Origin of the sequence: Pseudarthrobacter siccitolerans (assembly GCF_030823375.1) — a bacterium.
Lineage (GTDB): Bacteria > Actinomycetota > Actinomycetes > Actinomycetales > Micrococcaceae > Arthrobacter > Arthrobacter siccitolerans_A.
Genome location: NZ_JAUSXB010000001.1, coordinates 1,105,904 through 1,116,291 on the forward strand (window position 1 = coordinate 1,105,904; position 10,388 = coordinate 1,116,291).

Genomic DNA, 10,388 nt, shown 5'->3' on the forward strand with positions numbered 1-10,388 from the left:
AGGAGCAGGGCCGGGAAATACATCCCGGCCCTGCTCCTTATTCTTACCTGTCCGCCGGCTTGATCAGCGTGCGGTCAGCGCTTCTTCTTCTTGGCAGGCCGCTTGGCAGCGTCCTGGGCCGCTGCCTTGGCCGGGTTACCCGAACGTCCCGAGGAGCGCGTTTCCACCCGGGTCTGCGTACCGCCGTCCTCGCGGGGAGCCGTGTACTGCAGCTGGGCAGGCTGCGCCGGTGCTTCCAGGCCGGCCGCCCGCACCTGCGGCTCAACGTGCTCTGTGTGCCCGCCCTGGTCGTCCGCAACAACCACGTCCTGGGCAGGAGTGACTTCCACTTCAAGGTTGAAGAGGAAACCAACGCTTTCCTCGCGGATGGCCTCCATCATGCTCTGGAACATGGCGAAGCCCTCACGCTGGTATTCAACGAGCGGGTCACGTTGGGCCATGGCGCGCAGGCCGATGCCCTCCTTGAGGTAGTCCATCTCATAAAGGTGTTCCTGCCATTTGCGCCCGATGACTGACAGGACTACCCGGCGCTCCAGCTCGCGCATGCTCTCGGAGCCGATCGCCTCTTCCCGGGACTGGTACACCAGACGGGCGTCGGACAGCAGCTCTTCCTTCAGCATCTCGACGGTGAGCCTGGACTTTCCACCGGCTTCCTCGATGATCTCTTCAGGTGTGACACTGACGGGGTAGAGCGTTTTGAGGTTGGTCCAGAGCTGGTGGAAGTCCCAGTCGTCGCCGTTGCCTTCCGCCGTGGCAGCGTCGATGAGCGCGGTGATGGTGTCCTCCACAAAGAACTGCACCTTTTCGTGCAGGTCGTCGCCCTCAAGGATCCGGCGGCGGTCGCTGTAGATGGCCTCGCGCTGGCGGTTGAGGACGTCGTCGTACTTCAGGACGTTCTTGCGCTGCTCGGCGTTGCGCCCCTCCACCTGGCCCTGCGCGGAAGCGATGGCGCGCGAGACAAGTTTGGATTCCAGCGCGACGTCGTCCGGCACTGAGCTGTTCATCAGGCGTTCCGCCGCGCCGGAGTTGAAGAGGCGCATGAGGTCGTCGGTAAGCGAAAGGTAGAACCGGGATTCGCCCGGGTCACCTTGACGGCCGGAACGGCCGCGGAGCTGGTTGTCGATGCGCCGGGATTCGTGCCGTTCGGTGCCCAGCACGTACAGGCCGCCCAAGTTCAGGACTTCCTCGTGTTCGTCCTTGACGGACTGCTTTGCACCTTCGAGGGCCTCAGGCCAGGCGGACTCGTACTCCTCCGAGTTCTCTTCCGGGTCGAGGCCGCGCTTTGCCAGCTCGGCCACGGCGGTGAATTCGGCATTGCCGCCGAGCATGATGTCGGTACCGCGGCCGGCCATGTTGGTTGCAACGGTGACGGCGCCCTTGCGGCCCGCCTGGGCCACAATGGCAGCTTCCCGTGCGTGGTTCTTCGCGTTCAGGACCTCGTGGCGGATGCCTTCCTTGGCGAGGAGCCGGGACAAGTATTCGCTTTTCTCGACGCTGGTGGTACCCACGAGCACCGGCTGGCCATTTTCGTGCCGCTCAGCGATGTCCTTGACGACGGCGTCGAACTTAACGGTCTCGTTCTTGAAAACCAGGTCCGCCTGGTCGATCCGCTGCATGTCACGGTTGGTGGGGATAGGCACCACTCCGAGTTTGTAGGTACCCATAAATTCCGCTGCCTCGGTCTCGGCAGTACCGGTCATGCCGGAGAGCTTGTGGTACATGCGGAAGTAGTTCTGCAGCGTCACCGTGGCCAGCGTCTGGTTCTCAGCCTTGATCTCAACGCCCTCTTTGGCCTCAATGGCCTGGTGCATGCCCTCGTTATAGCGGCGGCCGGCGAGGATACGTCCGGTGTGCTCGTCAACGATCAGGACCTCGCCGTCGAGGATGACGTAGTCCTTGTCCCGCTTGAAAAGTTCCTTGGCCTTGATGGCGTTGTTAAGGAACCCGATCAGGGGCGTGTTGGCCGATTCGTACAGGTTCTCGACTCCGAGGTAATCCTCAACCTTTTCGATGCCGCTTTCCAGGACACCGACGGTACGCTTCTTCTCGTCGACCTCGTAATCCTTCTCGGGCTGCAGCCGCAGGACCACCTTGGCGAATTCGCTGTACCAGCGGTTGGTGTCGCCCTGGGCCGGCCCGGAAATGATGAGCGGCGTACGTGCCTCGTCAATGAGGATGGAGTCCACTTCGTCAACGATGGCGAAGTTGTGCCCGCGCTGGACCAGTTCGGCCCTGTCCCAGGCCATGTTGTCGCGGAGGTAATCGAAACCGAATTCGTTGTTGGTGCCGTAAGTGATATCGGCGGCGTACTGCTCGCGCCGGACCGCGGGATCCTGGTTTGAAAGGATGCACCCGCTGGTAAGGCCAAGGAAACGGTACACCCGGCCCATGAGGTCGGACTGGTATTCAGCCAGGTAGTCATTCACCGTGACGACGTGGACACCCTTGCCGGTAAGCGCATTGAGGTAGGCAGGAGCAGTTGCCACCAGGGTCTTGCCTTCACCGGTCTTCATTTCTGCAATGTTGCCCAGGTGCAGCGCGGCGCCGCCCATCAACTGGACATCGAAATGGCGCATGCCCAGGGTGCGTGAAGACGCTTCCCGGACCGCGGCAAAGGCCTCCGGAAGCAGGTCGTCAAGCTTTTCGCCGTCCTGGTGGCGTTCGCGCAGCCGGTCCGTTTCCTCGCGCAGTTCGGCATCCGTGAAGGTCTTGAATGAATCTTCAAGGGCATTGATGGAATCGGCATAGTTCCGCAGTTGCCGGAGGGTTTTCTTGTCACCCGTGCGGAGAAGTTTTTCGATAAGTGATGCCACGTGAAGATGCTCCCAGTCGTTGCCGCCGAATTCTGGCGTTTTTAGTCTACGGGAGAGACACGGGACCGGTGCTTGTTTTCCCTCAGAGCGGACCGCGGGCTATCCGCAGGCCACAGCCCGGCCGAGTTCCCCGGCGAGATCGCCCTGCCGGCAGACCTCCACGCCGGGCAGTCCCAGCCAGTCCGCCATCAGTCGGAGCTCCGCGGCGAGTTCGACGGCGGTGTCCAGCGAGGCGCCAGGCTCGGCAAAGGCGGATCTGGCGAGCAGTGTCCCGCCTGCCCGGTCGGCCTTCAGGTCCACCCGTGCCACTATCCGGTCGCGCAGGAGGAAGGGAAGAACGTAATAGCCGTACCGCCGTTTGTGTTCCGGCGTGTAGATCTCGATCCGGTAGTGGAAGCCGAACAGTTCCTCGAGCCGGCGCCGTTCAAAGACCAGGGAGTCGAACGGGCTCAGCAGGGCCCGGCCCGTCGCACTCCGTGGCATCCTGGCCGCCGAGTGAAGGAAGACTTCACGGTTCCATCCCGTGACAGTCACTGGCTGCAGCCTGCCGGACTCCACCAGATGCTCCACTGACGCCGCCGCGGCTTTGACAGGAGTGCGGAAGTAGTCGGCGAAACACCTGACGGTGCCGATCCCGTGGGCTTCCGCGGCCGCATCAATCAGCCGATGCAGGGCCGGAACGGGGTCAGCTTGCGCCGGCTCCACAATTTGATGGTGGGGAAGCACCCGCGCGGTGAGCGTATACCGCCGCTCAAATTGCTCCGTCCTGGAGGCCGCCGAAACGAGGCCCTCTTCGAAGAGGTGCTCCAGTACCCTCTTGACCGCACTCCAGTTCCAGCCCCAGTTGGCGTTCTGCTTTTCCTCGACATGGCCGATCCTGTCCGCAATCTGGGCGGCAGTCAAAGGGCGTGCCGTCGCCAGCATGTCCAGGATCCGCGCGGAAATAGTGGCGCGGAGGGCGGGATCCATGCTGTGGGCCCCGACCCAGGAGCGTTTCTGCCACAGGCGAAGGTCGGAGAAGTGCTCGGGCCGGATGTAGCTGGCTTCATGCGCCCAGTACTCCATCATGCGCCGCGGGTGGGTGGCCGACATCCGCCGGAGGATACTGCGGTCGTAGTTGCCGAGCCTGGAGAAGAAAGGGAGGAAGTGGCTGCGGGCGAGGACGTTGACGGAATCGATCTGGACAAGCTGGAGCCGGGCAAAGGTCCGGCCCACCGTCCGTGATGACACGGGTCCGGCGGGCCGTCCTTTGTCGAGTCCTTGTGCTGCCAAAGCGATCCGCCGGGCCTGGTCCAGGCTCAGCGTGGCCACATCAGTCCTCTCAATGGATGGTGTTTACCACCCTAGGCGTTGGCTGCTGCGTCGTCAGAACGGTACGCGAGAATTTTTTCTTCAACCAAAGTGTCGCCCGGTTCGCATTCGTGGTCCAGGGTGATGACCCCGTAGGTCCAGCCGCGGCGCCGGTAGACGACAGACGGGGTATTCGTAGCCTTATCCACGAAAAGGTAGAAATCGTGGCCGACAAGTTCCATGTTGTCCACGGCATCGTCGAGCGAAAGCGAGGCGGCCGGGAAGACCTTGCGCCGGATCAGGACCGGAGAATTCCCGGCCGGGATGTCGTTATCGACATCATAGGGAGACTTTTCTGCGGGGGCCGGCGCAACGTCGTCGCGGTGGCTCGCCTCGGCATATATCGGTTCGTTGGCGCTGGCTGGTTCCAGCGTGGCGGTGGCTTCACGGACAGCTTTTGGGGTGTGGCGTCCGTGATGGACCTTCTTGCGGTCCTTGGCACGGCGGAGGCGCTCGAGGAGCTTGTTGTATGCGAGGTCGAATGCAGCGAACTTGTCAGCGGCGCTTGCTTCGGCACGGATCACCGGCCCCCTGCCCAGGACGGTCACTTCAACAGTCAGCTGGTCGCCGGTCTGCCGCGAGTTGGTCTCCTTTGAAACTTTTGCATCGACGCGCTGGACCTTGTCCCCCAGCGACTCAATTTTCGAGATCTTCTCCCCGGCATATTCGCGGAACCGGTCTGAAACTGTCAGATTTCGTCCGCTGATCATAAACTCCATGGTGCCCTCCAAATGACTTCGGTGACACGACGGCAGCACTTCGCTGGGCCGATCTGTTTGACAGTCAAGCCCCTTTCCGAGCCGCCATCGACAGGTACATTCTGTTCTTGGTACCCACCACCGACGTTAGTTCATAGCCATCGGTTATTCATCCTTTCCTGGTTTATTTTTTTCCAAGTCATGCCCCTCTCCCCGGGCTTCAGCGGATGCGGCGCCGGAGCCGGCAGAGTCCGGCGGGCGTGTCGCGGCGAGGACCACCGCGCCTGCCACGACGGCCCCCGCCAAGTGCAGCGCCCGGGCCGCTTCCGAGAGTGTCGCGCCTGTCGTGAGGACGTCGTCGACAATGACGCAGCGGTGGCCGGGCAGCCGTTTCCGGCCCCGCTGGTGGACACGCATGGACCCCCGCACCCGCCGGGCACGGCCGCCACGGTCCAGGCCTTTTTGGCCTCCGGGCAGCTGTAGAACGCCCGTTCCGCTCTTTTCCAGCACGTGCGCCACGCGAAGTTCCGGGAGCTGCCGCGACACCTTCCGCAAGAGCAGGTGGACCGGGCTGAAGCCACGCTTCAGGAACGCTGCGTTGCTGGTGGGCACGGGCACCAGGCAGATCCCCTCCGCGCCGTCCGTTGCTGCTCGAACGGCGCCGGCGAGCGCGCGGCCCAGGCTGTCCCCGAGCTGGTGTTGGCCGTGCCGTTTGAAAGAAAGGAGGGCCTGCGCCAGTTCCTCCCTGTACACGCCTGCGGCCACCACTGGCAACAGCACCGTCCCATCGACGTCCATCAGGGCAGGAGCTCCGCGCTCAGCCCGGAAGGGCTCGTGCGTCAGCCGGCGGATGTTGCGGTCGCAAGCGATGCACAGCGCACGGTCTTCGGCTCCGCAGCACACGCAGTCCACTGGAACAGCGAGCGCGAGGAGGTCCCCGGCTGCGCCCGCAGCCTGATCCACCAGGCGCAGCAAGGCGCTTTGGTGATCGGACCGGTGCCTGGCGGGCCGCTCCGCCGACGGGACGAGGTCCGGATCGACCCGGACGGTCCGGGGTAGCCTGCCCGGCGCCCTAAGTCTGTTGCTCACGGATCAAGCATCTGCCCGGCCGCCCCTGACGGACACGCCATCAAAGGCCTATGTGGACAGGACCGGAAAGAACACCCGGTTCAGCCCGGGAACGACGGATCGATAGGTCCCTTGATCTGCGGCGACCAGCCGTTGCCCAGCCGCTGGAAGACGCCCTCCCCGGACTGGGCGTAGATTTCCTCGGGACCGTTGCCGGCGCTGAGGGCCACGAGTCCCGGCCAGGGGGCCAGTTGCTGCGGCTGCCCCGACGTGAGCGAGAGCAACTCCGGGGTGACGTTCGAACCGGCGGCCCCCTTCATCACGGCAACGGTGGTATCGCTTACCCACACACCCTGGTCCGGTCCGCTTTCGGTGGCCAGCGTAACGGGTGGCGTGAGCTCGCGGGGAGTCCCGTCGCCGCCCCGGATGATGCCGGTTACCTGGACCCGGGTTTTACCGTTTTGCTCGGAAATCACCAGCGCCCGGACTCCCTCGCGGGAGATCCGGAAGTCCTTGACCGTCCGTCCTGCCAGCCAGGCCGGCGTCAGCGTGACCGCGGGTACGGTGGCTCCCTCCGCCACTCCTGTGGGCCGGAACGCAACAACTTCAGTTCCCCCCTCAGCCCCGGGTCCCGCCGACCACAGCCAGCCGTTAAGGCCGAAGGACGGCCGGGTCAGGGTGCTTCGTGTGGTCAGCGCACGTGCAGGTTGGCCGGGGTTGATGCTGTACAGGGTGGTGCGGCTGTCGTTGAGGAAGGCTGCCGTCTGCGATGCCGGGGATTCGGCGGGGAACCGCGGCGCGAGCGAGGACACCGGCTGCATGTCCGGCAGCGGCGAAATCCTGTTGTTCTCATACCGCACGAGCTCGTTGCCGCTCACCGCAATCTGGCGCGACGGCACACTCCTGTCCACTACCGGCGGCAGGACCGAGCCGTTGTCCTCCACCCGGACCAGGTCCTGGTTCGCGCGGAGTTCGACGTTGACCACGTCCGGCTGGCTGCGGAAGGTCAAAGTCAGCTGCATCTGCATTCGCAGCCGGTCTTCGGGCGAAGTATCCGTCAGTTCCTTGGCGGTCAGGTCCACCTGGGCCGCCCCGGAGACAACAGGAACCGACTCCCGGGCCAGCTTGATGCCCGAAGGAAAGGCGCTGGCCACGGCGCCCCGCAGGTACGGCGCGGGCCCTGCGAGCAGTGCACTGGTCATCGCCTTGACGGTCTTGTTCTTGATAAACCAGCGCACGTCCGGGACCGCATACGTAAACGTGGGGTCATAGAAGTAGATGGGGTACGCACCGTAGATCACCTTGAAGGTTTCTTCGGCGATGGCTGTTCCATCCGGCAGGGCCGAAATCCGCCATTGCCCGTCCACCTGGGTGACAGTGACGGGGATTTTTTCGATAGTCCCTTCCGGCGACTGGGTTGCTATCCCGTCGGCATCCACGGTGTAGGCGACGTCGAGCTCGTAGTTGTACACATTTTCGGCCTCGCCGGCCACTACCTTGGCTTCCCGGTAGACGAGGGCACGCTGGTCCGGCTTCCACGAAACGGACGAAGCCTGCGTCAGATACTGGCGCGCCACAGCGTAGTCGTCCTCGTAGCCGCTGCCGGCACGGTAGAAGTAATCGATGATCGTTTCCGGTGACGCCCCGGCCTGCGGCGCAGCCGGCAGGAATACCGGCGCACTGAGGTTGCCCGCGCTGCTCTCACTGCTTTTGCCCACCGGCCCGGACGTGGGAATCCGGGCGCAGCCCGCCAGCAGGGCCAGCAGAAGCACCAGCAATGAAGCCGCCAGCCTGGCCCGCGGTGTACTGCGGCCCGTCATGGGGTCTCCTTCGGGGCGGCCGCCGGAGCAAGCGGAGTGCCGGCCTCAAGGACCAACATGTTCCTGTTGTCTGTTTCGCCAGGAATGATGATGTCCTCCGGTTCCAGCTGCACGGGCGACTTGTCGATTTCTTCCCCCTGGCGCAGGGACAGGGTCAGCCGGAAGTTCGCACCGCTGCCCTTCTTGCCCCATGCCTGCAGCCACCCGTTGTGAAGTTTGGTGTCCTCCATCGCGATGGAGAGCCCGAGGCCACTGCCTCCGGTGGTGCGGGCACGGGCAGGATCTGCCCGCCAGAACCTGTCGAAGACCCGCGCGGCTTCGGCCGGCGCCATGCCAATGCCGTGGTCCCGGACTGCGATCCCGACGGCGGTCTGGCTGGCTGCCACGGTGACTGTCACCGGCTTCCCCTCTCCATGTTCCACAGCGTTGAGGATGAGGTTCCGCAGGATCCGGTCGATCCGTCGGGCATCCATCTCCACGATGACAGCACCGGCCGGTGCACTGAGCAGGATCTCGGAGCCGTACTCGGCGGCGACGGGCGCTGCGCCTTCGATCACGTGGGCCACCACCTGCAGGATGTCTTCCGGTTCGGCGTCGAGCATGGCAACGCCGGCATCGAAGCGGGAGATTTCCAGCAGGTCCGACAGGAGTGACTGGAACCGCTCCACCTGGTTGTACAGGAGTTCTGCGGAACGCTTGTTGATGGGGTCGAAATCATCCCGCGCGTCGTAGAGCACTTCGGCGGCCATCCGGACTGTGGTCAGCGGCGTCCGCAGTTCATGCGACACGTCGGAGACGAAGCGCTGCTGCATCTGGGACAGCGTAGCCAGCTGGGTGATCTGCTCCTGGAGGCTGGCGGCCATGTGGTTAAAGGAGGCACCGAGGCGGGCCACCTCGTCCTCACCCCGGACCACCATCCGCTCCTGCAGCTGGCCGGCGGCGAGTTTTTCGGAGACCATCGCGGCATGGCTCACGGGGCTGACCACATTGTGTGTGACGTACCAGGCGATGGCACCGATCATCAGGACCAGCACCGCTCCGCCGGCCCACAGTACGCTTTGAATTTCGTTGAGGGTCTGCTGGGCGGTGTTGAGGTCGTAGATCAGGTACAGCTCATAAACCGTGCCGTTGAACGTCACCTTGTTTCCGACGGCGATACCGGGACGGTCCTCGGTCCCTACCGGGATGACGGTTGAGGCCCAGTACTGGTCCTTGCCCGATTCCTGGACCGCCTTGCGCAATTCCGGCGGGATAACGCTGACCGTCAGCTGGTCAGAGGCCCGTGACTCCACCCAGCGGTTCCGCGGCTTCGTCTGTTCAGGCATGGCCTCAAAGACGTATCTCCGCTGGATCACCGAGCCGCGCCCCTCCACGGCGTTCAGAGTGTCGTACACCAGGGTGATGACACTGGACTGGTCGGTGACCTGGGCGCCGTCGAACGTGTCCTGCACCTGCTTGACGTTGTAGCGCGTCTCGGACTCCGCCTGGGTCAGCCGCTCCTGGAAGAGGTTGTTGGCGATCTGGTTCGAAAGATAGGCGCCCACCACGGCGAAAGACGTGACGGCCAGGAGCAGGGTAGTGAGGACTGTGCGGAACTGCAGCGACCGGCGCCACCGCTGCTGCAGTGCCCGTCCTATATAGCGGAGTGCCGGGAGGAACCTGCGGAACCCTGTCCACACCAGCCGGGCGACGCGCAGGCTGACAATCAGGGCACGGCGTTGCCAGATCCTGGCCCGGAAGGAAAGCCGCTGCAGGCCTGCAGTGCGGGCATCAGTATGTTCCGGGCCACTGTGGTGCTCCGGCCGGCGGGGCCCGCCTGCGGGATCCGGAGAACTTCCCGCGGTGGGCTCGTTTGCAGGTCCCCCGTGGGGAACTGCGGGGTCAGGCCCCTGCTTTGTAGCCGACACCACGCACCGTTAAGACAACTTCCGGGGCTTCCGGATCCTGCTCGATTTTGGACCGGAGGCGCTGGACATGGACATTGACCAGCCGCGTGTCGGCGGCGTGGCGGTAGCCCCAAACCTGCTCAAGGAGCAGTTCGCGGGTGAACACCTGCCACGGTTTGCGGGCAAGGGCCACCAGGAGATCGAACTCCAGGGGCGTCAGGGAAATCCGCTCGTTGCCCCGGCTCACCGTGTGACCGGCGACGTCGATGGTGATGTCGGCGATCTTCAGCGTTTCGGGGGCCTTCTGGTCGCCGGGACGCAGCCGGGCGCGCACGCGCGCCACGAGTTCGGCGGGTTTGAACGGCTTGGGCACGTAGTCGTCGGCGCCGGATTCAAGCCCGCGGACGACGTCGGAGGTGTCCGACTTGGCGGTCAGCATCACGATGGGCACGTCCGACTCCGCGCGGATCTGCCGGCATACCTCGATGCCATCCACTCCGGGAAGCATAAGGTCCAGCAGGACCAGGTCCGGCCTCGATGAACGGAAAATGTCGAGCGCCTTGGCGCCGTCGCCGCAGAAGACTGGTTCGAAGCCGTCATTGCGAAGAACAATTCCGATCATTTCGGCCAGCGCTTCGTCATCGTCTACCACCAGAATGCGTGCCTTCATAGTTATATATTCCCTTATGAGACAGGCTTTGTCCTGTTCAGGACGTTGCGGCATGGCGGAACGCTAGGTAGGCATGCGGCCGA

7 protein-coding genes are annotated in these 10,388 nt (G+C 64.1%); all 7 read right to left on the reverse strand.

Features of this window, described 5'->3' with window-relative positions:
• Positions 1–74: 74 nt before the first annotated feature.
• The 7 genes from secA to mtrA all read right to left on the reverse strand — a co-directional run bounded on the left by secA (position 75) and on the right by mtrA (position 10,305).
• Complete coding sequence (secA, locus tag QFZ36_RS05210) at positions 75–2,813, reverse strand: preprotein translocase subunit SecA (protein WP_306634462.1); 2,739 nt, start codon at positions 2,811–2,813, stop codon at positions 75–77.
• 99 nt (positions 2,814–2,912) lie between these two features.
• A complete protein-coding gene (locus tag QFZ36_RS05215; RefSeq protein ID WP_306634463.1) occupies positions 2,913–4,124 on the reverse strand; it encodes a winged helix-turn-helix domain-containing protein in 1,212 nt (403 codons plus the stop codon).
• Positions 4,125–4,156: 32 nt separating this feature from the next.
• On the reverse strand, positions 4,157–4,882 hold the full coding sequence (hpf, locus tag QFZ36_RS05220) for a ribosome hibernation-promoting factor, HPF/YfiA family (RefSeq protein ID WP_306634465.1): 726 nt from the start codon (positions 4,880–4,882) through the stop codon (positions 4,157–4,159).
• A 144-nt stretch (positions 4,883–5,026) separates the two neighbouring features.
• Positions 5,027–5,950 (reverse strand): ComF family protein, encoded by a 924-nt coding sequence (locus QFZ36_RS05225; RefSeq protein WP_306634467.1) that lies wholly within the window; start codon positions 5,948–5,950, stop codon positions 5,027–5,029.
• 80 nt (positions 5,951–6,030) lie between these two features.
• Entirely contained in the window at positions 6,031–7,749 is a 1,719-nt protein-coding gene (locus QFZ36_RS05230; RefSeq protein ID WP_306634469.1) for an LpqB family beta-propeller domain-containing protein, read from the reverse strand.
• On the reverse strand, positions 7,746–9,476 hold the full coding sequence (gene mtrB / locus QFZ36_RS05235) for an MtrAB system histidine kinase MtrB (protein WP_373427070.1): 1,731 nt from the start codon (positions 9,474–9,476) through the stop codon (positions 7,746–7,748). The genes QFZ36_RS05230 and mtrB overlap by 4 nt, the downstream gene beginning before the upstream one ends.
• Positions 9,477–9,630: 154 nt before the next feature.
• Positions 9,631–10,305 carry an MtrAB system response regulator MtrA gene (mtrA, locus tag QFZ36_RS05240; RefSeq protein WP_306634471.1) on the reverse strand — a complete coding sequence of 225 codons (675 nt, stop codon included), beginning with the start codon at positions 10,303–10,305 and terminating at the stop codon, positions 9,631–9,633.
• Positions 10,306–10,388 lie beyond the last annotated feature (83 nt).